The 24,311-nt window shown below is 69.7% G+C and carries 24 protein-coding genes; 18 read left to right on the top strand and 6 right to left on the bottom strand.

Translation table 11 applies throughout. The annotated features are described in order from the left end of the window. The first annotated feature begins 262 nt into the window (after positions 1–262). The 5 genes from KVT44_RS42830 to KVT44_RS42810 all read left to right on the top strand — a co-directional run bounded on the left by KVT44_RS42830 (position 263) and on the right by KVT44_RS42810 (position 7,138). The gene (locus KVT44_RS42830; protein ID WP_217573335.1) at positions 263–1,849 is read left to right on the top strand and encodes a glycosyltransferase family 2 protein; all 1,587 of its coding nucleotides are present in this window, start codon (positions 263–265) and stop codon (positions 1,847–1,849) included. After that, positions 1,849–2,865, top strand: a complete 1,017-nt coding sequence (locus tag KVT44_RS42825; protein ID WP_217573333.1) for a glycoside hydrolase family 26 protein — start codon at positions 1,849–1,851, stop codon at positions 2,863–2,865. Before KVT44_RS42830 ends, KVT44_RS42825 begins: the two co-directional genes overlap by 1 nt. Next, entirely contained in the window at positions 2,862–4,652 is a 1,791-nt protein-coding gene (locus tag KVT44_RS42820; RefSeq protein WP_254650666.1) for a glycosyltransferase family 39 protein, read from the top strand. The genes KVT44_RS42825 and KVT44_RS42820 overlap by 4 nt, the downstream gene beginning before the upstream one ends. After that, positions 4,649–6,301, top strand: a complete 1,653-nt coding sequence (locus tag KVT44_RS42815; protein WP_217573331.1) for a glycosyltransferase family 39 protein — start codon at positions 4,649–4,651, stop codon at positions 6,299–6,301. Before KVT44_RS42820 ends, KVT44_RS42815 begins: the two co-directional genes overlap by 4 nt. A gap of 84 nt (positions 6,302–6,385) precedes the next feature. Next, positions 6,386–7,138, top strand: coding sequence for a polyprenol monophosphomannose synthase (locus KVT44_RS42810; RefSeq protein WP_217573329.1), 753 nt, complete (start codon positions 6,386–6,388; stop codon positions 7,136–7,138). A gap of 33 nt (positions 7,139–7,171) precedes the next feature. Here the strand turns inward: KVT44_RS42810 and KVT44_RS42805 are convergent, their stop codons facing one another. Continuing rightward, positions 7,172–8,053 (bottom strand): hypothetical protein, encoded by an 882-nt coding sequence (locus KVT44_RS42805; RefSeq protein ID WP_099921117.1) that lies wholly within the window; start codon positions 8,051–8,053, stop codon positions 7,172–7,174. Positions 8,054–8,525: 472 nt separating this feature from the next. Here KVT44_RS42805 and rplM point away from each other — a divergent pair, with 472 nt between their 5' ends. From rplM to glmM, 3 genes are all read left to right on the top strand, one after another. After that, positions 8,526–8,969, top strand: coding sequence for a 50S ribosomal protein L13 (gene rplM / locus KVT44_RS42800; protein ID WP_060895272.1), 444 nt, complete (start codon positions 8,526–8,528; stop codon positions 8,967–8,969). Positions 8,970–9,014: 45 nt separating this feature from the next. After that, positions 9,015–9,536, top strand: a complete 522-nt coding sequence (gene rpsI / locus KVT44_RS42795) for a 30S ribosomal protein S9 (protein WP_060895271.1) — start codon at positions 9,015–9,017, stop codon at positions 9,534–9,536. Positions 9,537–9,699: 163 nt separating this feature from the next. Beyond that, positions 9,700–11,058 carry a phosphoglucosamine mutase gene (gene glmM, locus KVT44_RS42790; RefSeq protein ID WP_099921116.1) on the top strand — a complete coding sequence of 453 codons (1,359 nt, stop codon included), beginning with the start codon at positions 9,700–9,702 and terminating at the stop codon, positions 11,056–11,058. On the opposite strand, the gene KVT44_RS42785 is transcribed toward glmM, so the two are convergent. Together KVT44_RS42785 and coaA are read right to left on the bottom strand one after the other, a co-directional pair. Then, entirely contained in the window at positions 11,055–12,002 is a 948-nt protein-coding gene (locus KVT44_RS42785; RefSeq protein WP_217573328.1) for a DUF389 domain-containing protein, read from the bottom strand. The genes glmM and KVT44_RS42785 overlap by 4 nt on opposite strands. Before the next feature lie 99 nt (positions 12,003–12,101). Then, positions 12,102–13,070 carry a type I pantothenate kinase gene (coaA, locus tag KVT44_RS42780; protein ID WP_060895269.1) on the bottom strand — a complete coding sequence of 323 codons (969 nt, stop codon included), beginning with the start codon at positions 13,068–13,070 and terminating at the stop codon, positions 12,102–12,104. A gap of 200 nt (positions 13,071–13,270) precedes the next feature. Here coaA and glmS point away from each other — a divergent pair, with 200 nt between their 5' ends. Then, positions 13,271–15,118, top strand: coding sequence for a glutamine--fructose-6-phosphate transaminase (isomerizing) (gene glmS, locus KVT44_RS42775; RefSeq protein ID WP_075028502.1), 1,848 nt, complete (start codon positions 13,271–13,273; stop codon positions 15,116–15,118). Here glmS and KVT44_RS42770 read toward each other — a convergent pair. From KVT44_RS42770 to KVT44_RS42760, 3 genes are read right to left on the bottom strand one after another with little or no spacing between them, the layout of a single operon-like run. Beyond that, positions 15,079–15,300, bottom strand: coding sequence for a DUF397 domain-containing protein (locus KVT44_RS42770; protein ID WP_217573326.1), 222 nt, complete (start codon positions 15,298–15,300; stop codon positions 15,079–15,081). The two genes, glmS and KVT44_RS42770, sit on opposite strands and share 40 nt — an antisense overlap. Next, positions 15,297–15,509 (bottom strand): DUF397 domain-containing protein, encoded by a 213-nt coding sequence (locus KVT44_RS42765; RefSeq protein ID WP_217573324.1) that lies wholly within the window; start codon positions 15,507–15,509, stop codon positions 15,297–15,299. Before KVT44_RS42765 ends, KVT44_RS42770 begins: the two co-directional genes overlap by 4 nt. A gap of 8 nt (positions 15,510–15,517) precedes the next feature. Next, positions 15,518–16,360 (bottom strand): helix-turn-helix transcriptional regulator, encoded by an 843-nt coding sequence (locus tag KVT44_RS42760; protein ID WP_217573322.1) that lies wholly within the window; start codon positions 16,358–16,360, stop codon positions 15,518–15,520. Between the two features lie 232 nt (positions 16,361–16,592). Between KVT44_RS42760 and KVT44_RS42755 the strand changes: the two genes are divergently transcribed. The 9 genes from KVT44_RS42755 (at position 16,593) to alr (ending at position 24,305) form a co-directional block, all read left to right on the top strand. Next, positions 16,593–17,006, top strand: a complete 414-nt coding sequence (locus tag KVT44_RS42755; protein ID WP_190169965.1) for an ATP-binding protein — start codon at positions 16,593–16,595, stop codon at positions 17,004–17,006. An 82-nt stretch (positions 17,007–17,088) separates the two neighbouring features. After that, positions 17,089–17,286: a hypothetical protein gene (locus KVT44_RS58880; RefSeq protein ID WP_099925453.1), complete on the top strand. Its 198-nt coding sequence runs from the start codon at positions 17,089–17,091 to the stop codon at positions 17,284–17,286. Between the two features lie 132 nt (positions 17,287–17,418). After that, positions 17,419–17,910, top strand: a complete 492-nt coding sequence (locus KVT44_RS42750) for a peptidylprolyl isomerase (RefSeq protein WP_099921110.1) — start codon at positions 17,419–17,421, stop codon at positions 17,908–17,910. A gap of 204 nt (positions 17,911–18,114) precedes the next feature. Then, positions 18,115–18,789, top strand: a complete 675-nt coding sequence (locus KVT44_RS42745) for an RNA polymerase sigma factor (RefSeq protein WP_217573320.1) — start codon at positions 18,115–18,117, stop codon at positions 18,787–18,789. Further along, on the top strand, positions 18,786–20,039 hold the full coding sequence (locus KVT44_RS42740; protein WP_217573318.1) for a CU044_5270 family protein: 1,254 nt from the start codon (positions 18,786–18,788) through the stop codon (positions 20,037–20,039). The genes KVT44_RS42745 and KVT44_RS42740 overlap by 4 nt, the downstream gene beginning before the upstream one ends. Before the next feature lie 64 nt (positions 20,040–20,103). Next, a complete protein-coding gene (locus tag KVT44_RS42735; protein WP_060895278.1) occupies positions 20,104–20,475 on the top strand; it encodes a holo-ACP synthase in 372 nt (123 codons plus the stop codon). Positions 20,476–20,537: 62 nt separating this feature from the next. Continuing rightward, on the top strand, positions 20,538–21,977 hold the full coding sequence (locus KVT44_RS42730) for an NAD(P)H-hydrate dehydratase (protein ID WP_217573316.1): 1,440 nt from the start codon (positions 20,538–20,540) through the stop codon (positions 21,975–21,977). A gap of 248 nt (positions 21,978–22,225) precedes the next feature. Continuing rightward, entirely contained in the window at positions 22,226–23,104 is an 879-nt protein-coding gene (locus tag KVT44_RS42725) for a L,D-transpeptidase family protein (RefSeq protein ID WP_217573314.1), read from the top strand. 46 nt (positions 23,105–23,150) lie between these two features. Further along, a complete protein-coding gene (alr, locus tag KVT44_RS42720) occupies positions 23,151–24,305 on the top strand; it encodes an alanine racemase (RefSeq protein WP_190169970.1) in 1,155 nt (384 codons plus the stop codon). The last annotated feature ends 6 nt before the right edge of the window (positions 24,306–24,311 follow it).

The raw sequence follows: 24,311 nt of genomic DNA, 5'->3' as shown, positions 1-24,311 counted from the left end.
GTCACAGGCGCGACGCAAACGTGAAGACTGAGTGGTCGTTCTTACCATCAGTTGACCTTTTTGCGTACCGCGGGGGCGTGCTTCGCTGCTGTGCGGCGCCACTGCTACCCCTGTGACTCGCGATGAAACCGTCACGTAACAAGGTTGTTGAGTCATAAAGGGGAGAGCCGGTTATGCTTTCGCAGTCCGGCTGAAAGTTCGAATTTGGGGCAGCCGGGCTCAGGGTGGGTTCACAGGTCCGTTCCAGGTCCTGGGGGGGTTCATGAATAGTGCAGTGAGTGCTGCGGCGCGCGCTGAGCGTCCTCATCGGCGCAGACGCGAGCCGGAGAGCCGTGGGCTCTTGCCACAGCCGCCGGACGACGCCGAGAAGTACTCGTACACGCGCCGTCACCTGTGGGTCCTGACGCTGGGCTCGCTGATCAGCTTCGCCTGTCTCGCGGTGAGCCAGTTCCTGTTCACGGCGTCCAGCCCGTGGTTCTGGCTGACGATGCCGCTGCTCGCCTTCGTGGTCGCGGACTACCTGATCTCGCTGTACCTGGACGGGCTCAGCAAGGACTTCGACATCAAGGCGCACAAGCTGCTGGTGCGGGACTGGCGGCCCGCCGTCCACCCGAGCGTGGACGTCTTCCTGCCGGTGTGCGGTGAGCCGCTGGAGGTGCTGCACAACACCTGGGTCAACGTGAACCGGCTCGCGGGCACCTACCGGGGCGTCGTCAAGGTGTACGTGCTGGACGACGCCGACGACCCGGAGGTCGGCGCCATGGCGCGGGACTTCGGCTTCCACTACGTGGTGCGGCCGAACCGCGGTTGGTTCAAGAAGGCCGGCAACCTCCACCACGCCTTCGGGATCACCGACGGCGACCACATCCTCATCCTCGACGCCGACTTCGCGCCGCGCGCCGACCTGCTCGACGAACTGCTGCCGCACATGGACGCCGACGAGCGGATCGGGATCGTGCAGTCGCCGCAGTTCTTCCGGATCACCGACCGGCAGAACTGGATCGAGCGTGGCGCGGGAGCGGTGCAGGAGCAGTTCTACCGGTCCGTGCAGACCTCCCGCGAGGACAAGGACGGATCGATCTGCGTCGGCTCGTGCGCGGTGTACCGGCGCGCGGCCCTCGCCCAGATCGGCGGCATCACGCTGATCGAGCACTCCGAGGACATGTACACCGGTTTCGACCTGCGGGCGCTGGGCTGGAAGCTGCGCTACGTGCCCGTCGCGCTGTCGGCCGGTGTGTGCCCGGACACCGCCGGTGCCTTCCACAACCAGCAGTACCGCTGGTGCATGGGCTCGTTGTCGCTGCTGACCAGCAAGCGGTTCTGGGAGATGGACCTCAATTTCCAGACGCGGCTGTGCTACGTCTCCGGGTTCCTCTACTACCTGCAGACCGCCCTCGCGACCTTTCTCGCCCCGCTGATCCCGCTCGGGCTGCTCATCCTGCGGCCCGATCTGCTGCGCGCCGAGGCCTCGCTCTGGGTACTGCCCAGCGTGGCGTACGTGACGCTGGTGCTGCCGCTGTGGCACCGGGCGCCGTACCGCCTGGAGGCCTGGTCGGTTCGCGTGATGTACGGGTGGTCGCATGTCTTCGCCGTGTGGGACGTGTTGCGCGGACGTCCGATGGGTTGGAAGCCGACCGGCTCGCAGGGCGCCAAGAAGAACGGCATGCGCCGGTACTGGACCGGAATGATCGTATGGAGCGCCGGGACCGCGCTGCTGTGGATCGGCGTCGCCGCCTGGCGAATGCTCACGCTCTATCCGCCGGACTTCGCGCTGATGCTGTCCGCCGGCCTCTTCTATGCCATGGTCGTCGGGCGCGTGCTCATCCAGCCCCGGGAGCAGATCGCGTGATGAGTCGTTTTCGTGCGCTGGCGGCAGTCCTGCTCGCCGGCGCACTCCTCGCCGGCTGCAGCACGTTCTCCGAGAAGGGCCGGGACGAGTACCGACGGGCCCAGGGCGAGGCGGCGGACCCCAGCGAGTCAGCGGCCACCGAGGCGGCCAAGCCGGAACCCCCGTATGACGTACGCCCGTTGCTGAAACCCGCGAAGAAATACCTCGGCCTGGCCGCCGAAGGCGCGCCCGCCGACATGAAGAACGTCGACGCCTTCGCGAAGTCCGCGGGCAAGAAGCCCAACCTGATCGAGTTCTACTCGGCGTGGGGCGACCGCTACGAGACGGCCGCCGTACAGCACGCCCGGGACTACAAGGCGCTGCCCTTCATCGCCTGGGAGCCCTTCGACAAGACGCTGGGGCAGATCGCCTCCGGCGCCGACGACGCGTACATCCGCGACTACGCGAGGTCCGTCAAGGAGCTCAACCTGCCGGTGGCGATCAGCTTCGCGCACGAGATGAATGCCTTCTGGTACCCCTGGGGCACGAAGAAGGCCACCGCCGCGCAGTTCGTCGCCGCGTACCGGCACGTCCACGACCTCTTCGATCAGGAGGGCGCCACGCAGGTCATCTGGGTGTGGAGCCCGAACGTGATCAACCCGGTGCCGACCGTGCGCTTGAAGCCGTACTGGCCGGGCGAGGAGTACGTCGACTGGGTCGGAGTGATCGGCTACTACGCCCGCACCGGCCCCTCCACCTTCTCGACTCTGTACGGGCCGACGACGACCCAGATCCGTGCCTTCACCAAGAAGCCCGTGATCATCGCGGAGACGGCGGCCGAGGCCGGGCAGCGCAAGCCGGCCGACATTACCGACCTTTTCCAGGGGACGGCCGCACACGACGACGTGATCGGCTTCGTCTGGTTCAACTTCGACAAGGAAGCGGACTGGCGCATCACCAGCGGTCCGGCCACGACGCGCACCTTCCGCGAGCAGGCCGCCGCCTCCCGCTTCGGATTCGATGTGACCAAGCCATGAGCAGCAGACAGCAGCAACCGCCGCAGGAGTACCAGGAGCACCAGCAGCAGTACCAGCAGCATCAGCAGTACCAGGAGTACCAACAGGAGTCGTACGGGCAGGACTCGTACGCGTGGCCGCCCCAGCAGCAGGCGTATCCGCCGTACTACGAGACGTACGACCCGTACGCGGAGCCCTCGGTCCCTTCGAGCCCCGGAACCCCGGTCCGTGCGACCGGACCGGAGCCCGAACCCGAACCCGAGCCCGACGACCCCGGCTACACACTGCCCGCCGTCCCCGAGTCCTCCTGGGCCGTGGACAACCGGCGCGGCAAGCTGCTCGGGCGCGGAGTGCTGGGGTGCCTGCTGTTGGTGCAGGCCGGGCTCTCGCTGCGGCTGCGGGGGACGGCCTTCCAGGACGAGGCGCTCTACATAGCCTCCGGCCACTACGAACTGAACAACCTGCTGCACGGCACCAAGCTGCCGGTCGACTTCGCGGGCTACTTCTCCGGCCACCCGAAGCTGTACCCGGTGCTCGCCGCCGCCGTGGACTCGTACTTCGGGCTGACCGGCGTCCGGGTCCTCAGCCTGTTGTTCATGCTGGCCGCCACCGGCCTGCTGTACGCGGTGACCCGTCGCCTGTTCAACCTGCGGGCGGCGCTCGGCGCGGCCGCCCTCTTCTCCGTCCTCCAGTCGACGACCGTGCTCGGCAACTTCGCCACGTACGACGCCGCCGCGATCTTCCTGCTCGCCCTGTCGATGTACGCCGTCGTGCGCACCGACCGGATGCGCTCGGCGGCCGTCCTACTGGCGGCGCCCCCGGCCGCGCTGGCCTTCGCGGTGAAGTACGCCTCCGGCCTGTATCTGCCGACGCTGGTGCTGCTCGCGGTGGTCACCGCGCACCGGCACCGCGGGGTGAAGACCCTGGGCCGCGGGGTGTTCCTCGGCGCGGGCGTCGGGGCGCTGCTCGGCGCCGGGTACGTCCTCTCCGGGCCGCTCGGCGGCATCAGCTCCACGACCACCAACCGGGCCCAGGGCGCCGATTCCGCCATGAAGCTGCTGGAGCACAGCGCCGAGTGGGGCGGTCTGGTCTTCCTGGCGGCGCTCGTCGGCTCGGTCGCGTACGCGCTGCGCGGGCGGATGGGCGAGATGCCGTGGATCGAGGGGGAGACCGCCGGGCGGGTGCGGCGCGCCGGGCTCGGAGTGGTGCTCACCGGGACGGCGCTGCTGGCACCGGCGTACCAGATCCATCTGCACACCGAGGTCTCGCTCTACAAGCACGTCGGCTTCGGCCTGCTCTTCGCCGCGCCCATGGCGGGCCTGGGCATGGCCCGCCTGGTCGGCCCGCACTTCCGGCATCCACAGCTCGGGATCATGGTGTACGTCCTCGCGCTGGTGTTCGGCATGGTGCAGGCGCAGAAGGCGTACAGCTTCCCGGACTCCTCGCCGATGGTCGCCTATCTGCGCACGGTGACCCACGTCGACAAGAAGGGGTTCTACCTGGCAGAGGAGCAGGAGGTGCCCGCGTACTACCTGCGCGACGTCACCGGCTGGAACCAGTGGCAGAACACCTACTTCATGGACTACCGGGGCAAGGACGGCAAGCAGCACACCGGCCCCGACGCCTTCGAACAGGCGGTGCGCGACGGGCGCTTCGACGTGATCGTGATGCACGGCTCGGTGACCCCGACGACGTACGAGGCGGTCAAGAAGGGGCTGAAGGGCAACACGCACTACCGCCTGGCCGCGGTCTTCCCGTTCACGACGAGCAGCGGTCAGAACGCCTACCGGATCTGGGTCAAGCGATGAGCGGCACGACGACGGTCGACGGCGGTACGGCGGCGGGGTACGAGCCCGCCTCGGAGACGTCCGCGGGCGCCGGTTCCGGAGGACGGAGGGCGCGGCGCGAGGCCGAGCAGCACACCGGTGACCGCGGCGGGCGCCTCGCGGCGCTGCTCGTCTTCCTGCTGCCCTCGGCCGCCGCGCTGGCGCTGATCCTGCGCCGGATCGGCCATCGACAGCTGTGGCGTGACGAGCACGCCACCTGGTGGGCGGCGACGCTCTCCTTCCACGACCTGAGCCAGCTGATCCGCTCCATCGACGTGGTGTTCACCCCGTACTACGTGCTGATGCACTTCTGGGTCTCGCTCGCCGGGGACTCACCGACCGCGATGCGTATCCCGGGGGCCCTGGCCATGGCCTCCTCCGCGGGACTGCTCGCTCTGCTCGGGCGGCGGCTGTTCACCACGCAGACCGGGCTGCTCGCCGGCTTCCTGTTCGCGGTGGTGCCGACGGTGACGCGCTACGGGCAGGAGATCAGGCCGTACGCCTTCGCCGTGGCCGCCGTGCTCCTGTCGACACTGCTGCTCGCCAGGGCGCTGGAGCAGCCCGGCTTCAAGGTGTGGGTGGGCTACACCCTCACCGTGCCGATGATCGGCTGGAGCCATCTGGCCTCGCTCGCGGTGCTCGGTGCGCATGTCGTGATGGTCCTGATGGCCCGGCGTTCGGGAGACCGGATCGTCGGCTGGGCGTTCGCGGCGGCCGGCATCGTCGGCCTCTGTTTCGTCATCCCGATGGCGATCCAGGGCTCGGGCCAGAGCGGGCAGATCGCCTGGAACAACCCCGTCACGAAGGACCTGGTCGACTTCCCGAAGAACCTCTTCGGGTCCTGGGCGGTGGCCGCGCCGGTGATGGCGCTGGGCGCGCTGGGCCTGTTCTTCGCGGGCCGACGGGCGCTTCCGCTGGCCGTGTGGATCGTGCTGCCGCCGCTGGCGACCTATGTCACCGCGTCCAAGCTGCATCTCTTTCTGCCGCGCTATCTGCTGTTCACGGCTCCCGCCTGGGTGCTGCTCGCCGCGGTCGCGGTCTGCCGGATCGCCGGGCCGGTGGCCGGGCCGAAGGCGGGTACGGGGGCCGCGGCCCGGCGTGGGTTCGGCTGGGTGCTTGCTGCGGCAGCGGTCGCAGGGCTCGCCTGGCAGGCGCTCCCGGGCATCCGCGAGACCCGCGAGAACGCGCTCGGGGAGCCCGACTTCCACGGCGCGGCCCAGTTCATCGAGGCCGGGCAGCGCAAGGGCGACGGGATCGTGTTCAGCGGGGCGCTGGCGGAGCGCCGGGCGATGGACTACGAGCTGCGGGACGACCAGGGGCGTCCGCGGGACGTGCTCATGTACCGCACCCCGCAGGAACTGGGCTCCTTCGGTGCCGCGGAGTGCCCGCGGCCCGCGAAGTGCCTGGCCGGCGCCGACCGGCTGTGGCTGGTGTCCACCACGTTCGACGGACAGCCGCTCAGCGGTATGCCGAAGGCGACGGCGACAGCGGTCGAGCGAGGCTTTCGCGTCGTGAAGACACGCAAGCTGGACAGCCTCACGCTGGTGCTGTTCGAAAAGTCCGCCAAGGCGGCCACGGGCGACACGTCAAGGAAGAAGGACGACGCCGCCCAGCGCAAGATCCACACCTGAGCGCAGCGGCCTTCCGGGTGCCGTGCCGGACACGGCCGTCCGGCGGGGGGAAATTTAAGATGACATATGGGGAGGAGAAGGGGAATGACGAACAACCTGGGGGCGGGCACTGCCGTCACTGTGGTGATGCCGACCTACAACGAGGCGGCCAACCTGCCGAGAATGGCCGAAGCGGTGCTTCAACTGCCGCTCGACGGGCTTCATTTGAAGATCGTGGACGACTCCAGCCCGGACGGCACCGGCAGGATCGCCGACGAGCTGGCGGAGAAGTACAACACCAAGGGGCAGCGCCGGATGAGCGTGCTGCACCGCACCGAGAAGGACGGACTCGGGCGCGCCTACGCGGCCGGGATGAGCCTCGCGCTCGACGAGGGCGCCGAGTACGTCGTCCAGATGGACGCCGACGGCAGCCACCCCGTCGAGGCCGTGCCCCGGATGCTCGGCACGGCCCTGGCCAACGGGGTGGGGCTGGTCATCGGCAGCCGGTACGTCGAGGGTGGCTCGCTGGACGAGGACTGGGGCGCGCATCGCGTCCTGCTCTCCCGCTTCGCCAACCGGTACGCCCGTACCGTGCTCGGCACCCGGATCCGGGACATCACGGCCGGGTTCAACCTCTGGTCGGCCCAGGCCCTGCGCGACATCGACCTGGCCACGCTGGACAGCGCCGGTTACAGCTTCCAGGTCGAGCTGAAGTACAAGGCCGTACGGGCGGGGCACAGCGCCGTCGAGATCCCGATCCGCTTCGAGGAGCGGACCGAGGGGGTCTCGAAGATGACGCTGAAGACGCAGCTGGAGTCGGCGGTGGTGCCGATCCGGCTGCGCATGAAGAACAAGTGACCCGGGGCCCGGGTACGGCGGCGGCCGGCCGGCTTACTGGTTGGCCGCCGTCGACGCCTGGGCCTCGCCGCGGCGGCGGATCTGGCGGAAGGCGAACTCGGCCAGGTCGTCGCCGGTCGTGAAGACCTTGGCGTCCTTCGTCGTCACGTCCTTGCCGTTGGTGAAGCCGGCCAGCGTGAAGTAGGCGTAACGGCCGTAGGAGTTGGTGGTCGAGCGGCAGATCGACGTACGGCAGAAGTTGGCGACGCCCTGGCCGGACAGTGAGGTGATGATGCTCTTGCTGTCCGCCTCGGACTTCGCCTTGGCCGCCTGGGCCGCGGTGTTGAAGACCGCGACGCCGACCGTCACCGAGACGCCGTCCTTGCTGTAGGTGACGCGCATCATCCGGGTGCAGTCGTTCTTGTTGAGCACCGCGGGCAGCGTGCCCTGCACGGCCGACGCGCAGTTCGTCGTCGAGGCGGTGGGGCCCTTGCGGTAGACGCGGTCACCCATCGTGAGCTGCGAACCAGGGAAGAGGATGTCCGGGCTGAGCGGCGCGGTGTCCTTCTGCACGCTGGATATGAAGTCCATCGGATCCAGCGGCGGCGGCGCCGAGGTCGGCGCGAACGTCGGCACCGGCGCCGTGGTGTCGCTCGGGATGCTCGCGGTGGCGGGCAGCTTGCTGGGCGCGTTCCCGGCCTGGTTGTCCCCGTTCGAGGAGACGACGGCCACGGCGACGGCAGCGCCGACCGCGATCGTGGCGACCGCCGAGCCGACGATCACCAGCAGTCTGCGCCGACGGTTGCGTGCCTCGGACGCATCGGCGAGTGCCGCCCAGTCCGGAGTCTGGTTCCGACGTCCCCAATCGGGTTGCTGAGAACCAGGCTTCCAGGGATCCCACGGAGGTTCCCCCTGCCCACCCTGCCCATAACTCATGCGCGCATCTTAGACGGGGTCCGAGGGGTGGCGGTCCGCACCGGAGGGCACTTGAGCCCCTAGCGTGACCTGAGTGCGCACGGGCAAAACTGACATCTCCGGGTGGTTGGTGCGACACGCTCCGACAGGCTTTTGGACATCGGCCGTCCGGTGACGCCGGGTAGTCGGACCGTCGCGGAGGAAAGGACTGCCTTACCCTGTTTCCAGGGACTGCTCGCGTGGCCCTGAGTGCCCAGGCGCTCGGGTCGCGAACCCGCGTTTTGACCCGTCCGGGCAACCGCGGGTACTCTTGCAGTTCGTTATGCGTATCGGCTTGGTCGTTCTCACGCGAGAGGCCCCTACGTAGGTTCCCTGGAGCAGTTACCAGTGGGCGGCATACGGGCATCGTTCCCGGCACTGTCGTCCCCAGCTGCACGATCGCTTCAGTGATGCCATGTGTCAGCACCCATCCACTGAAGAAGAAGGCTGCGAAGTGCGTACGTTCAGCCCCAAGCCCGGCGACATCACTCGCCAGTGGTATGTCATCGACGCCCAGGATGTCGTCCTGGGCCGTCTGGCCACCACTGCCGCGAACATCCTGCGGGGCAAGCACAAGCCGATCTTTGCGCCGCATGTCGATGCTGGTGACTTCGTCATCATCATCAACGCCGACAAGGTGCACCTCTCCGGCAACAAGAAGACCCAGAAGCTGGCGTACCGCCACTCCGGCTACCCGGGTGGTCTGCGCTCCGTCCGTTACGACGAGCTGCTGGCCAAGAACCCCGAGAAGGCCATCGAGAAGGCCATCAAGGGCATGATCCCCAAGAACACCCTGGGCCGTCAGGTGCTCTCGAAGCTGAAGGTCTACGCGGGCGAGAACCACCCGCACGCTGCTCAGCAGCCGGTCCCGTTCGAGATCACCCAGGTCGCGCAGTAGTTCCGGCCACCACCCCCTAAGACAGAAAAGAATCTGAGGAGAATCGTGGCCGAGACCACCGTTGAGCAGCCGGTCGAAGAGACTGAGCTCGTCGACATCGAGAACTACACCACCGAGTCCGAGGTCCCCGTCGAGGGCGAGTACACCTCGGAGTCGCTCGCGGGCCGCTTCGGTGACCCGCAGCCGGCCGCCGGCCTGGGCCGTCGCAAGAACGCCATCGCCCGCGTCCGGATCGTCCCGGGCACCGGCAAGTGGAAGATCAACGGTCGCACCCTTGAGGACTACTTCCCCAACAAGGTGCACCAGCAGGAAGTCAACGAGCCCTTCAAGGTGCTCGAGCTCGACAACCGCTACGACGTCATCGCCCGCATCTCGGGTGGCGGCGTCTCCGGTCAGGCCGGTGCGCTCCGTCTCGGTGTCGCCCGCGCGCTGAACGAGGCGGACGTGGACAACAACCGCCCGGCCCTGAAGAAGGCCGGCTTCCTCAAGCGCGACGACCGTGCGGTCGAGCGCAAGAAGGCCGGTCTCAAGAAGGCCCGTAAGGCTCCGCAGTACAGCAAGCGTTAATCACTGGCTGCTGCGTATTCGTACGACCGTTCGCCCCGGCGGCACGCTGTGTGCCGCCGGGGCGTTCGTTTATCACAGCCCAGGGCGTATAACGGCACAAGGCGCTCAAAGGCTTGCATGATCGGATGACTTCCGAAAACTGAGCTTCATCAGGAGGACACCAGTGGGACGACTCTTCGGCACGGACGGCGTGCGCGGTGTCGCCAACGCGGATCTGACGGCCGAGCTGGCGCTCGGTCTCTCCGTGGCGGCGGCACATGTGCTGGCCGAGGCGGGTACGTTCGAGGGCCACCGGCCGGTGGCAGTGGTCGGGCGGGACCCACGTGCGTCCGGGGAGTTCCTGGAAGCCGCCGTGGTCGCGGGCCTGGCCAGCGCGGGTGTGGACGTCCTGCTCGTCGGTGTGCTGCCCACCCCCGCGGTGGCGTACCTCACCGGCGCGCTGGGCGCCGACCTCGGCGTGATGCTCTCGGCCAGCCACAACGCCATGCCCGACAACGGCATCAAGTTCTTCGCCCGCGGCGGCCACAAGCTCGCCGACGAGCTGGAGGACAGGATCGAGGGCGTCTACGAGGAGCACCGCACCGGTGCGCCCTGGGACCGGCCCACGGGCGCCGGGGTCGGGCGCGTGCGCGTGTACGACGAGGGGCTCGACCAGTACGTCGCCCACCTCCTCGGCGTGCTCCCGAACCGCCTCGACGGCCTGAAGGTCGTCCTCGACGAGGCGCACGGCGCCGCCGCCCGAGTGTCTCCCGAGGCCTTCACACAGGCCGGTGCCGAGATCATCACGATCGGCGCCTCGCCCGACGGCCTGAACATCAACGACGGCTGCGGCTCCACCCACCTCGACCTCCTGAAGGCCGCCGTCGTCGAGCACGGGGCCGACCTCGGTATCGCGCACGACGGCGACGCCGACCGCTGCCTCGCCGTGGACCACACGGGTGCCGAGGTGGACGGCGACCAGATCCTGGCCGTACTCGCGCTGGCGATGCGGGAGCGTTCCGCACTGCGCTCCGACACTGTTGTCGCGACGGTCATGTCCAACCTGGGCTTCAAGCTCGCCATGGAGCGCGAAGGTGTCTCCCTCATCCAGACCGCGGTCGGCGACCGCTACGTCCTGGAGGAGATGAAAGAGCACAACTACGCGCTCGGCGGCGAACAGTCCGGGCACGTGATCATCCTCGACCACGCCACCACCGGCGACGGCACGCTGACCGGCCTGCTGCTGGCGGCCCGGATCGCCCAGACCGGCCGTACGCTCCAGGACCTCGCGTCCGTCATGGAGCGGCTGCCGCAGGTCCTCATCAACGTCCCCGACGTCGACCGCTCTCGGGTGAACAGCTCCGCCGAACTGGCGGCCGCGGTCGCCGAGGCCGAGCGGGAACTCGGCTCCACCGGCCGGGTGCTGCTGCGCCCCTCCGGCACCGAGCCGCTCGTCCGGGTCATGGTCGAGGCCGCCGACATCGACCACGCGCGGTCGGTGGCGGGCCGGCTCGCCGACGCGGTGAAGTCAGCGCTGGGCTAGAACCGACCTGTCCTGGCGGTACGTTCACGCTGCTGGGCCCAGAGCCACTTCTGGACGACCAGCGTGAACGTACCGGCCAGCACGATGCCCAGCAGGTTGAGCAGCAGCTGCTCGGTGGAGCCCCAGGCCTGCCGGTACTCGCCGTAGGCGAAGGCCACGGCAGCGTTCGCCGCCGCCGGCACCGTGGTCACCGAGATGGCGACACCGACCAGCGCGCCCGACTTCGCCGAGGTCAGCGAGAGGGTGCCGGCCACGCCGGCCAGGACCGCGACGACGAACGAGAACGCGTCGGGACGGTAGATGAAGTTGGTGTTGGGCCGCTCGGCGTCCAGCTTGACCGCGCTGAACAGGCCCACCGCGTCCATGAAGTACGTGAAGCCGACCGTCACCACCAACGCCACCGCGAAGCCCACGAGCAGCGCGTTCAGGGAGCGCCAGGCCAGCCGTGGGACGCGTCGGACCAGCGCCGTGCAGATGCCGGCCAGCGGCCCGAACTCCGGGCCCACCGCCATCGCGCCCACGATCAGGATCGCGTTGTCGAGGACCACACCGCAGGCCGCGATCATCGTGGCCAGCGTGAGGAAGGCGACGTAGGTCACCGAGAGCGTCGACTCCTCGTGCGTCGCGTCGGCCAGGTGCTCCCACAGCACCGCGTCCGCACTCTCGCCCGGCGCCTCGTCCTCCGCCTTGTCGGCGCGCTTCGAGAGCGACAGGTCGATGTTCTCGACGGCGATCGACCCGGTCCGGTCGAGCTCCATCTCCCGCAGCCCGGCGATCAGTTCGTCGCCCGCTTCACGTGCGACGTCGCACGTCACCACGTCCCCCGCCGGGTTGCGGGCGGCACCCGTGAGCACGACGAGATGGGTCGTGCCCACGGTCCTCTCGATCAGCCGTACGACGTCGTCGGTGCGGTCGGCCGGGGTGATCAGACGCAGATGCAGCATGCGGCGCAGGTTATATGCACGGGATGACGGCGTTGGGGCATGCGATGACAGCCGGCGTCGAGGGACTCGCGACTACAGCCGGCGACGGGGGCCTCGCGGCTACAGCTTGCGCAGGCTCAGGCGTTGCACCTTGTGGTCCGGGCCCTTGCGCACGACGAGGGTGGCGCGGCCCCGGGTGGGAGCCACGTTCTCCAGCAGGTTGGGCTTGTTGATGGTGCGCCAGGTCGTGCGCGCGTAGTCGAGCGCCTCCTCCTCGGAGACCTGGGTGTACCTGCGGAAGTAGGAGTCGGGTTTCTGGAAGGCGGTCTGGCGGAGCTTCTTGAACCGGTTGAGGTACCAGCGCTCGATGTCCTCGGCGCGGGCGTCGACGTACACGCTGAAGTCGAAGTAGTCGGCGAGGCCGACGCGGGTGCGGCCGTCCTTGCCGGGGAGGGCGGGCTGCAGGACGTTCAGACCCTCGACGATGAGGATGTCCGGACGGCGGACGGTGAGCCGCCGGTCGGGGACGATGTCGTAGATCAGGTGGGAGTAGACGGGGGCCGTGACCTCGTCCTTCCCCGCCTTGATGTCGGCGACGAACCGGGTGAGGGCCCGACGGTCGTACGACTCGGGGAAACCTTTCCTCGACATCAGACCGCGTGCTTCCAGCTCCTTGGTGGGGAGCAGGAAACCGTCCGTGGTCACCAGTTCGACGCGTGGGTGTTCGGGCCAACGGGAGAGCAGGGCCTGCAGCAGGCGCGCGACGGTGGACTTGCCGACGGCGACCGAGCCCGCCACCCCTATGACGAAGGGGGTGCCGGACTGGGAGCCCTTCTCGCCGAGGAAGGTGTTCAGCGCCCCTCTGAGCCCGTCCGTGGCGCCGACGTACAGATTGAGCAGTCTGGACAGCGGCAGATAGATGTCCCGCACCTCGTCGAGGTCGATGACATCGCCCAGACCGCGCAGCTTCTCGACCTCCTCGGCGGTCAGTGGCAGCGGCGTCTTTTCACGCAGCACGCTCCACTCGGCTCGGGTGAGGTCGACGTAGGGAGTCGCCTCCGGCCTGTGCCGGTGGGCGCTCCGGGGCATCGGGGAGACCGGAGAGATCACAGTCCATTGTTACGGGAGTGTGGACGGGGTGGGGGGTGGGGTCGGTCACGTAGTCGGTTACGCCGGGTTACACAGGGGCGCCCGGGGGGCCGGGGGACCCTGCGAAAGGCGGCTGGAATTTCCGAATTCGGGCACGGAGTGCCGGGTTCGGGAGGCTGTTGGCGCTTAGGCTGCGGCGCATGTGCGGAATCGTGGGATACGTGGGGTCGCAGTCGGCGCTTGATGTGGTGATGGCCGGGCTGAAGCGGCTGGAGTACCGGGGGTACGACTCGGCGGGCGTCGCCGTGTTGGCGGACGGGGGGCTCGCCGCCGCGAAGAAGGCCGGGAAGCTGGTCAACCTGGAGAAGGAGCTGGTCGGCCGGCCGCTGCCGACCGGGTCGACGGGGATCGGGCACACGCGCTGGGCCACGCACGGGGGGCCCACGGACGCGAACGCCCATCCGCATCTCGACAACGCCGGGCGCGTCGCCGTCGTGCACAACGGGATCATCGAGAACTTCGCGCTGCTGCGTGCCGAGTTGGCCGAGCGCGGGCACGAGCTGGCCTCCGAGACCGACACCGAGGTGGTCGCACACCTGATCGCCGAGGAGTTCTCGGCGTGCGACGACCTGGCGGAGGCGATGCGGCTGGTGTGCCGCCGCCTGGAGGGCGCGTTCACGCTGGTCGCGGTGCACGCGGACGCTCCGGACGTGGTGGTGGGGGCGCGGCGGAACTCGCCGCTCGTGGTGGGCGTTGGAGAGGGCGAGGCCTTTCTCGCCTCGGATGTCGCCGCGTTCATCGCCCACACGCGGTCGGCGATCGAGCTGGGTCAGGACCAGGTGGTGGAGCTGCGCCGGGACGGCGTGACGGTGACCGGTTTCGACGGCCGTCCGGCGGACGTGCGCAAGTACCACATCGACTGGGACGCCTCGGCCGCGGAAAAGGGGGGGTATGACTACTTCATGCTCAAGGAGATCGCCGAGCAGCCCAAGGCGGTCGCCGATACGCTCCTGGGCCGGATCGACGCGGCAGGTTCACTGACGCTCGACGAGGTGCGGATCCCGGTTCACGAGCTGCGCGAGGTCGACAAGGTCGTCATCGTGGCCTGCGGGACCGCCTTCCACGCCGGGCTGATCGCCAAGTACGCCATCGAGCACTGGACGCGGATCCCGTGCGAGGTGGAGCTCGCGAGCGAGTTCCGGTACCGGGATCCGATTCTCGGTACGCGGTCGCTGGTGATCGCCATCTCCCAGTCCGGCGAGACCATGGACACGCTGATGGCGCTGCGGCACGCCCGCGAGCAGGGCTCCAAGGTGCTGGCGATCTGCAACACGAACGGTTCGACGATCCCGCGCGAGTCGGACGCGGTGCTCTACACGCACGCGGGTCCTGAGGTCGCCGTCGCGTCCACCAAGGCCTTCCTGACGCAGCTGGTCGCCTGTTATCTGGTCGCGCTGTACCTGGGCCAGGTGCGTGGGACCAAGTGGGGCGACGAGATCCAGGCCGTCATCCGGGACCTGTCCCAGATCTCCGGCGAGGTGGAACGCGTCCTGGAGACCATGGAGCCGGTACGGGAGCTCGCACGATCGCTCGCCGACAAGAAGACCGTGCTGTTCCTGGGGCGGCACGTCGGCTATCCGGTCGCCCTGGAAGGCGCCCTCAAGCTCAAGGAACTCGCCTACATGCACGCCGAGGGCTTCGCGGCGGGTGAGCTGAAGCACGGGCCCATCGCGTTGATCGAGGACGATCTGCCGGTCGTGGTCGTCGTGCCGTCCCCGCGCGGGCGCTCGGTTCTGTACGACAAGATCGTGTCCAACATCCAGGAGATCCGGGCGAGGGGTGCGCGCACGATCGTGATCGCGGAGGAGGGTGACGAGGCGGTGGTGCCTTACGCCGACCACCTGATCCGGATTCCGGCCACGCCGACGCTGCTTCAGCCGCTTGTCGCGACGGTGCCGTTGCAGGTGTTCGCGTGTGAACTGGCGACGGCGCGGGGGAACGAGGTGGATCAGCCTCGGAACCTGGCGAAGTCGGTGACGGTGGAGTGAGTTGTTTTCAGGGCGCCGATGAAGGTGGCGAAGGCGCCGGTCGGGAAGGTGAGGGTGCGGTCGGCCGGGGCCTTGGAGTCGCGAACAGCCACGTGGGTGTGTGAGGTGGCTATCTCCACGCAGTCGTTGCCGTCACCGCCGTCGGAGAAGGAAGACTTCCGCCAGTTGGAGGGGGCGGTCACGCTGTGCCTTCGCGAAACCTGGCGAAGTCGGTGCGCAGGGCATCGATGAAGGGGGTGAAGGCTCCGGCCGGGAAAGTGAGGGTGGCTCGGGCCGGGGTCTTGGAGTCGCGTATCGCTACTCGGGTGAGGTCGTTTGCGATTTCCACGCAGGAGTTGCCGTCGCCCGGACCCGAGTAGGACGACTTGCGCCAGTTGTCGGGGGTGTCCATGCGGTGCCTCACAGCTCTTTTGTCAGCTCGTAGATGAAGTCGCGTGACCGCTCGGCGTCGAGCGATACAGACTCCACCTTACGGAAGAGCGTTCGAAAGGCACCGAGTTGAGCTTCGGCGTCGATGAAAGCCGTGCTGTGGGGTGCATCGCGTACGACGGTGTCCAGCTCGGGTACGGCTCCTCCGGCGTACACCATGGCGCTTGCGGCACCGGCGAAGCCCTCCAGGGCGAACGGGATGACGCGTACGGTGATGTGGTCCGCTTCGGAAAGTTCGACGAGGCTGGAGAGTTGGGCTCGTGAGGCGGAGCGGTCGCTGACGTTGATGCGCAACGCCGCCTCGTGGATGACTGCCTCGTATGGGGTGTCTTCGAGGATCAGTTTGCGCTGCATCCGGTGGCGGACGCGCAACTCAATCTCTTCATCGGGGAGTTCAGGGACCCGAAAGGAGAAAACGGCGCGGGCGTAGTCCTCCGTCTGAAGTGGGCCGGGAATGTAGAGGAACTGCACCTCCCGCAGGGATGTGGCGTGGTGCTCCAGCTCGGCAAGGTCGAGGAACGGCGTGGGTAGCGCCCCTCGGTATTCCTCCCACCAGCCGCGTGTCCGGTCGGTCGCCACGGCAACCAGGGCGTCGATGAACACCTCGTCGGTGCACACGTAGTGGGCCGCAAGACGGCGCAGCCGCTTCTCGCTCACGCCTGTGAGGCCCGACTCGATCTGGCTGATCTGCGCGGAGCTTACGCCGAGCAGTGCTGCCGCCTCACGAGCCGTGAGGCCTGCCGCGTCGCGGAGCCTGCGCAGCTCGACGGCCAGGCGCATCTGACGTGCCGTTGGCTCGCGCCTCAACGCCATCGCGTGCTCCTCCCAACGCGCCTGTAAGCGCGACTCGTTCGGGGGTCAGGTTACGCGACCGGCTTGCGAAACTTAAAAAACTAGGTCTACCGTCGGTGACGCGACGCACACGCTGCGAAACCCCGGGGCACCGGAAGCGCACCGCTCCGTCCTGCCAGGACGGTTGCGTCAATGCCACCGCCCGCCACCGCCGCGTATCTGCAACCCCCCACCACCCGAACGGAGTTCACCCATGCCCGAAACCGTCGCCGAACCCTGGGAGTACATGATGTACATCCCCCACGACCTCCGTGCCGTCACCGTCAGTCGCCGTACCGTCCGCCTGATCCTCACCCTGCACGGACTGATCCGCCTCGCCGACGTCGCCGAGCTGGTCGCGGCCGAGCTGGTCTCCAACGCCGTACGGCATACGAAGGGTCAGGCGGCGCTACGGGTGCAGTGGCGGGCCGGGGTCCTGCGCATCGGCGCCTGGGACGCGGACCCGCAGCCGCCGGAGCCGTCCCTGCCGTGGGAACGGGTCGCCGACGCGGAGGAGGGGCGCGGCCTCGCCCTCGTGCGGGCCTGCGCCGATCTGTGGGGCTGGCAGCCGCTGGCCAGGAACGGGCAGCGCGGCAAGTACGTGTGGTGCGAGCTGGCGGCGGCCTAGTTTCGGGCGGGCGTCCCGCGGGGCCCTCCCCCCTGAGAGGATCACCCGCACCGTACGGATATGCGAATGCAGGGTGGGGAACATGGGCGTTCTGGTGCTGGCCGGTCTTCTGGTGCTTGTCATCGGTGGGTGCGTGTGTGTGGTGTGGGCGTCGCGAGGCGGGCCCCGCTGGGTCCGGGGCGTGGCGGCGGTGACGCTCGTCGTGGGGGAGCTGGTGCGCGCCGCCGCGAAGAGCAACGGGCGACGGAGTGCGAATCAGTCCAGCAGCGATGGTGACTAGGGCCGGCCAGGAGGCTCGTTCCGATGGTGGCGTTAGGCCGTTTGTCCCGCTGTGGGGGTTCCCGCTGCGACCTGTGGGCCGGTGCCCTCTTATTCTCGGACACGACCTTTCGAATACAAGAGGAGCAGTGCCATGGGACAGAACGTCTTCTTCGAGGTGTCCGCGGACGGGGAGCCGCTCGGCCGGATCGAGTTCAAGCTGTACGACGACGTGGTCCCGGAGACAGCCCGCAACTTCCGTGAGCTGGCCACCGGCCAGAACGGGTTCGGCTACAAGGGCTCGCCGTTCCACCGTGTCATCCCGGACTTCATGCTCCAGGGTGGTGACTTCACCAACGAGAACGGCACCGGCGGCAAGAGCATCTACGGTACGAAGTTCCCGGACGAGAACTTCAAGCTCAAGCACACCAAGCCGGGTCTGCTGAGCATGGCCAACGCCGGCCCGAACACCAACGGCTCACAGTTCTTCATCACCACGATCGTCACCGACTGGCTCGACGGCAAGCACGTCGTCTTCGGTGAGGTCGTCGAGGGCATGGACGTCGTCAGGGCCGTCGAGAAGCTCGGCAGCCGTTCCGGCACCACGTCCAAGAAGATCGTCATCGCGGACTCCGGCACCGTCTGAGAGATCCGGGCCAGGACTCGTCCGGCCGTACAGCACAGAGATCGAGCGGGAACGGCTGCGGCCGTTCCCGCTCGTTCGGTATCGGGCACCCTCACCCCTCCCCGGCGTGACGCGGACCACACCGCATGAATCTCGGCTCGCCCTGTAAGAAGTGGGCGCTCACGCGCATTGCTTGGTGAGAGAGCCGATATGAGGGGATGGCGTGTGACACATGCCCAACGCTTCAGGGATGTCTACGAGGAGTGCTATCCGCGCGTCCTCGCCTATGCCACGAGTCTGGTGGGTCGACAGGTAGGCGAGGACATCACGAGCGAGACGTTCACCGTCGCCTGGCGGCGCGTGCGGGACATTCCGCAACCCGCGCTGCCCTGGCTGCTGGGAGTGGCCCGCAACCTGGTGCGCGAACTGCGCCGCCGGGACAGCCACCAGTACGCCCTCGCCGCCGAGGAGGCGCAGCGCATCAGCAGCGGGGCCCGGAGCGACGTCGGTGACGTCGCGGCGGACGTGACCGACCGGGAAGCCGCGTTGCAGGCCCTGGCGAGTCTGTCCGACGCCGACCGGGAGCTGCTGACTCTGATCGCCTGGCACGGGCTGAGCCCCAAGCAGGCGGCACGGGTCCTGGGCTGCACCATCGCGACGCTGACCGTCCGGCTGCACCGGGCCCGCCGCCGTCTGGAGAAAGCGCTGGAGGCGGTGTCCCCGGCGGAGACGGCGTCCGTAGCCCCCGCACAAGCGCCGCCCGCACGGGTGCCGGCCACGCAAGCGCCCCCTGCACGGGTGCCGCCCGCACAAGCGTCACCCGCACACGCGCCGGCCGCACAAGTGCCGCCGGCTCGGGCCCCGCACCGCAGCACCGATCGCAAAGGAGCACTCACATGAAGAACACCCACGCACGGTCCGGGCGGCCCGACGTCATGAGGGTGCTCGCGGACGCCCGGCCCGACGAACTCGACCCGGCCCGGCTGGCCGACTCCCCGCGGCAGCACGACGACCTGGCACGCATCCTGGCCGGAGCGACGGACAGTGGCGCGGCACGCTCCCAGGAACCGCGGCGCCTGTGGGTCGGGATCCGGCCGCTCGGGACCGTCGTGGCTGTCGCGGCCGTCGCGGCGTCCGTGGTGGTCGTGAGCACGCTCGACGGGCAGGATCCTTCAGGCGTGCGCGCGAGCGCCCACCCGCAGTCCTCGGCCGCCACGGCGGGGTCGGCATCGGCGGCGTCGGAGGGCCGTGCCGACGTCCAGGTCGACGGCCGCCTCGAACTGCTCAGCGTGGCGAAGAAGGCGGAGACACCGGCCGCCGAGGGAACGTACTGGCAGACCACCACGCGCTCGCAGGACGTGAACGTCGTCGGTGCGAAGGGACAGCTCTTCGCCGTGCGCACCACGTCGAGGGGGGAGTGGTCGGTGGGTGTGCGTCCGGGAACCCAGAGCCTGATGGTCTCCGGTCTGGACGACGTGACCGCGCCCCGCACCGAGGCGGACAAGGCGCGCTGGCGGGCCGCGGGCTCGCCCGTCACCGTGCAGGCCGAGGCCTCGACAGCGGCCGGACAGGGCACGCTGGGGTACAGGATCGGAACCGGGCGGCCGATGGTCATGCGGACGGACGCCGACGACAAGATCTACGCCCTCGGCCCGCGGAACGTCTCGTACCAGGATCTGCGCGAACTGCCCTCCAGCAGTGGGGAGTTGCGCCGTCAGCTGGAGAAGCTGTACGGGGAGGACAGCAGCGGTGCCGAGACCGGCGGCGGCCGCACGGCCTATGTGCTGCGCCAGGCGGCCGACCTCATCACGATGCCGGTGAAGCCCGCCGTACGGGCGGCCGCGTATCGGGTGATCGCGGACCTGCCCGGCGTCCGGGGGCTCGGGCGTGTCACCGATCCACTGGGGCGTGAGGGCGTCGGTGTCGCGTTCCCCGGCACGGCGCGGACCCCGCTGGGGAGCGTGCAGCAGCGGCTGGTCGTGGACCCGTCCACCGGCGCGATGCTCTGCGAGCAGAGCGTGCTGGTCGAACCGTCGGCCAGGGCCCGGGAGGCGGGTCTCGACGCGGGTACGACGGTGAACTACGAGGCGACGACGCGGATGAGCTGGGGTGAGCACCAGATCACCGTGCCGAAGAACGCCGAGCACTGAGCTCGCGCAATCAACGCCGAGAGGTCGGCACGTCGGCGGCCGTCCGGCCCATAGGGTGCTGGGCATGAGCATCATCGGGGTCGGTATCGACGTGGCCGAGATCGACCGGTTCCTGGCGGCGCTGGAGCGTACGCCGGGGCTGGCCCATCGGCTCTTCCTGGATCAGGAGTTGCACCTGCCGAACGGGGAGCGCCGCGGCATCGCGTCCCTGGCCGCGCGCTTCGCCGCGAAGGAGGCGGTCGCCAAGGCGCTGGGCGCTCCGGCGGGCATGCACTGGACGGACGCGGAGGTCTACGTCGAGGACAGCGGCCGGCCGCGGCTGCGGGTGACGGGGACGGTGGCGGCGCGCGCGGCCGAACTGGGCGTCCGCTCGTGGCATGTGTCGCTGAGCCATGACGCGGGGGTGGCCTCGGCCGTGGTGGTGGCGGAGGGGTAGGGGAGGGCGGTTGTCCGGCGGCCGGGGCGGCGCGGTGAGCCCGCGTACGGGAGACTCGACCCATGCGTACTGCGTACAGCGTGGAGACGGTCAGGGCGGCGGAGCGTGAGCTGATGGCGCGGCTTCCGGAGGGTGCGCTGATGCAGCGCGCCGCGGCCGGACTGGCCGCTGCCTGCGCGGACTTGCTGGGACGGGTGTACGGCAGCCGGATCGTGCTGCTCGTAGGCAGTGGGGACAACGGGGGCGATGCCCTGTACGCCGGGGCCCGGCTGGCGCGGCGGGGGGCGGGGGTCACCGCGGTGCTGCTCGTGCCCGAACGGACGCATGGCGCGGGCCTGGCCGCGCTGCGGCGGGCCGGGGGCACGGTGGCCGGGTCCGGCGCCGCCGAGGAGTTGATCCTGCGGGCCGACCTCGTCGTGGACGGGATCGTCGGCATCGGGGGCAAGGGCGGGCTGCGGCCCGAGGCGGTGCCGCTGGCCGCGTACGCGGCGGACTCCCGGGCGGCCGTGGTCGCCGTGGACCTGCCGAGCGGGATCGAGGCCGACACCGGAGAGGTCCTGGGCACCGCCGTCCGCGCCGATCTGACGGTGACCTTCGGGACGCACAAGCCCGGGCTGCTCATCGACCCGGGGCGCGAGTACGCCGGTTCGGTACGCCTCGTCGACATCGGGCTCGAACTGCCCGAGGAGGCCGGACTGGAGGCCCTTCAGCACGCGGACGTGGCGGCGCGGCTGCCGGTGCCGGGGGCCGAGAGCGACAAGTACCGGCGAGGGGTCGTCGGGATCGCGGCCGGGTCCGCGCGGTATCCCGGGGCCGCCGTACTCGCCGTGTCCGGGGCGTTGCGGGGTGGGGCGGGGGCGGTGCGGTACGTCGGGCCCGCGGCGGACGCCGTGATCTCCCGCTTTCCCGAGACGCTGGTGTCGGACCAGGGGCCCGCACGGGCCGGGCGGGTCCAGGCGTGGGTGGTGGGGCCCGGGGTCGGGGACGACGCGTCGGCGGTGGCGCAGGTGCTCGGGGCGGATGTGCCGGTGCTGGTGGACGCGGACGGGCTGCGGCTCGCGGACCGGTCCGCGGTACGGGCCCGTACCGCGCCCACGCTGATGACTCCGCATGCCGGGGAGGCGGCGGCGTTGCTCGGGGTCTCGCGGGAGTCGGTGGAGGCGGCTCGGCTGGCTTCGGCGCGGGAGTTGGCGCTTCGGTACGGGGCGACCGTGCTGCTGAAGGGGTCGACGACTCTGGTCGCCGATCCGGGGGGCGGTGCGGTGCGGGTGAATCCGACGGGGACGGCGTGGCTGGCCACGGCCGGGAGCGGGGACGTGCTGTCGGGGCTTGCGGGGTCGTTGCTCGCGGCCGGGTTGTCGGCGTTGGACGCGGGGAGTGTGGGCGCGTATCTGCATGGGCTCGCGGGGAGGCTGGCGGCGGACGGGGCGCCCTTGGGGGCGCATGATGTCGCGGCGGCGATTCCGGAGGCCTGGCGGGACGTCCGCGACGCGCTCCGCTGACTGCGCCGTTCTTTGTCCGCGGGTGGGTGGGGGCTGGGCGCGCAGTTCCCCGCGCCCCTGGGGCGGGGCTTCGCCCCAGCTCCCTCCGGGTGGGTTCTTTGGCCGCGGGCTGTAGGGGCTGGGCGCGGAGTTCCTCGCGCCCCTTAAGGGGGCGCTGCGTTGCCCATTACGGGGGACCCCGTCCGCGCGGCTCACCCCCGCTCGCCCCGGGGTTGCGTATCGCTGGTCGCATGATGATGAGCAGACGAATGAGACGCGGGAGCGTGGGGGTGCTCCTCGCGCTGCTGGTGGTGATGCCGGCGGAGAGCGCGGTGGCGGTGGCCGGGCCCCCGGCGCCCGGGCCGGGAAGCGAGCTGGTGCCCGGCGTGCCGCCGGGGCCCCATCAGTCGTGGCAGGTGGACACGCCGGACCAGATGCTGCCGCCGAGGGTGTACACACCGAGCGCGCAGGAGGACGCCGTCGAGCCGAGGGACGCCCCCACGGAGACGGACGCGCTCATCGAGTACGTCCCCCTCAGTGAGGCCGTCGCGGGCAAGTCCGTGACGTGCAGCAAGCTGACCGGGCCGTACCAGCGGCAGGTCGAGCGCTGGCTGAAGCTGAAGGTCGACGGGAAGCAGTCGGCGAGGGACTGCGCCGCCATCCGGGCGTTCCAGACGAAGGAGGGGATCAAGCCGAACACCGGCTTCGCCGGCCCCGTCACCTGGGCCCGGATGCAGCTGATGTCCGCGAAGAAGAACCCGAACGCGGCCAGGAAGTGTCCCGTGCGGTCGTATCGGGTCGCGTGTGTGGATCTGACCCGGCAGCTCACCTGGGTCCAGAAGGGGAAGAAGGTGCTGTGGGGACCGGTGCCGATGCGCAGCGGGCGGGCCGGGTACCGGACCAGGACCGGCTGGTTCAAGGTCTACTGGAAGCACAAGAGCCACTGGTCGACGCTGTACAACACCCCGATGCCGTACAGCCAGTTCTTCAGCGGCGGAGAGGCCTTCCACGCCATCTACGGCAGCATCTACGACCCGAACGGCTCGTACGGCTGTGTCAATCTGCGCCTCGCCGACGCCCGCTCCCTGTGGAACGTCACCAAGACGGGCGACCACGTGTACGTGTGGGGCCGCAGGGCCGGCACCTGACCGTCCTCCGGGGGCCCTCGGGCCCCTCTGAGACACTGGGGGCGCGATGAACGACACAGCACCCCTGCGCGCCCGCGCAGAGATCGACCTGTCCGCCCTGCGGGCCAACGTGCGGACCCTGCGTGCCCACGCGCCCTCCGCGGCCTTGATGGCCGTGGTCAAGTCCGACGCGTACGGCCACGGGGCGGTCCCGTGCGCCCGCGCCGCGCTGGAGGCGGGCGCCACCTGGCTCGGCACCGCCACCCCCGAGGAGGCCCTCGCCCTGCGCGCGGCCGGACTGACCGACAGCCGGATCATGTGCTGGCTGTGGACGCCGGGCGGGCCGTGGCGGGAGGCCATCGAGGCCGACCTCGACGTGTCGGTGAGCGGGATGTGGGCCCTGCGGGAGGTCACCGCCGCGGCCGAGGCGGTCGGGACGGCCGCCCGGGTCCAGCTCAAGGCCGACACCGGGCTCGGGCGCGGCGGCTGCCAGCCCGCCGACTGGCCCGAACTCGTGCGCGAGGCACTGGGCGCCGAGGAACGCGGGCTGATCGACATCACCGGTCTGTGGTCGCACTTCGCCTGCGCCGACGAACCCGGGCATCCCTCCATCCGTGCCCAACTGGACCGTTTCCGCGAGATGGTGACGTACGCCGAGGAGCGGGGCGTGCGCCCCGAGGTGCGGCACATCGCCAACTCGCCGGCCACGCTGACCCTCCCCGAGAGCCACTTCGACCTCGTACGGACGGGGATCGCGGTCTACGGCATCTCGCCCAGCCCCGAGATCGGCACCCCGGCCGACTTCGGGCTGCGCCCGGTGATGACGCTGAGCGCGTCCCTCGCGCTGGTGAAGCACGTACCGGGGGGCCACGGGGTCAGTTACGGGCATCACTACGTCACCGCGGGTGCCACCACCCTCGGCCTCGTTCCCGTCGGCTACGCGGACGGCGTGCCGCGCCACGCCTCCGGCACCGGACCGGTGCTGGTGGGCGGCAAGTGGCGGACGGTGGCGGGGCGGGTCGCGATGGACCAGTTCGTGGTCGACCTGGGCGGGGACGAGCCGGTGCCCGGTTCGGAGGCGATCCTGTTCGGTCCGGGCGACCGGGGCGAGCCGACCGCCGAGGACTGGGCGCGGGCGGCGGGGACGATCGCGTACGAAATCGTCACCCGGATCGGAACCCGAGTGCCGCGCGTATACGTGAATAAGGAACAAGGCGGGTAACCCGCA

It is taken from the genome of Streptomyces sp. GbtcB7, assembly GCF_019091445.1.
In the GTDB taxonomy this organism is placed as follows: Bacteria; Actinomycetota; Actinomycetes; order Streptomycetales; family Streptomycetaceae; genus Streptomyces; species Streptomyces mirabilis.
Note: the sequence above shows the minus strand (reverse complement) of the source record. Positions and strands in the feature narration are given on the sequence as shown.